The following is a 529-nucleotide window of genomic DNA, read 5'->3' on the forward strand; positions in this document are numbered from 1 at the left end:
ATGTTGCTCCTTGCTGCTATATTTATCGGTTTAGGCTACGGCTCATTTTCGCCTTTTGGACAAGCAATTGCCATCCGTAATTCAGAAGCTCATCGTTTAGGAATCACAACTTCTACTTTCTTTGGCTTTATGGATATGGGTGTCGGTTTTGGACCCTTTATTTTAGGAATGTTTATGCCTCTATTAGGCTATCGTAATCTCTATTTTGCCTCAGCAATTCTTGCACTTCTAATTGCTGTCATTTACCATTTCGTTCATGGACGTCTCTTTAGAATACAGCGCACCCGTTGGATGATTAGGATTAATCAAAACAATGGCTTTTGTATTACTTGTGATTTTTGAGCGAATATCATCAATGTCGGGGAACCAACCAGCCTGTTCATCACAGAGGTAATGAACAGCTGTTCCTCCAGCTAAGCTGACAGAAGCCGTCCAAAGTGGATAATCAGGCATAGGAATCAAAACCTCATCCCCTGTGTCCAAAAGTCCCTGCATGGCCATAACAATTAATTCAGAAACCCCATTACCT

General features: G+C 41.4%; 2 protein-coding genes. One reads left to right on the plus strand and one right to left on the minus strand.

What is annotated here, in order from left to right:
* Positions 1–342, plus strand: coding sequence for an MFS transporter (locus tag BAZO_RS23345; protein WP_039956884.1), 342 nt, complete (start codon positions 1–3; stop codon positions 340–342).
* Here the strand turns inward: BAZO_RS23345 and BAZO_RS21465 are convergent.
* Positions 229–529: aminotransferase class I/II-fold pyridoxal phosphate-dependent enzyme (locus BAZO_RS21465; RefSeq protein WP_003329480.1), on the minus strand; the 301-nt coding region annotated here is incomplete at its 5' end. The genes BAZO_RS23345 and BAZO_RS21465 overlap by 114 nt on opposite strands.

The sequence above is a fragment of the Schinkia azotoformans LMG 9581 genome (genome assembly GCF_000307855.1).
GTDB classification, from domain to species: Bacteria; Bacillota; Bacilli; order Bacillales; family Bacillaceae_J; genus Schinkia; species Schinkia azotoformans.

What these genes read in the sequence shown, in the direction of transcription:
- BAZO_RS23345 (WP_039956884.1), top strand. Translation starts at nt 1, where the DNA reads ATGTTGCTCCTTGCTGCTATATTTATCGGTTTAGGCTACGGCTCATTT.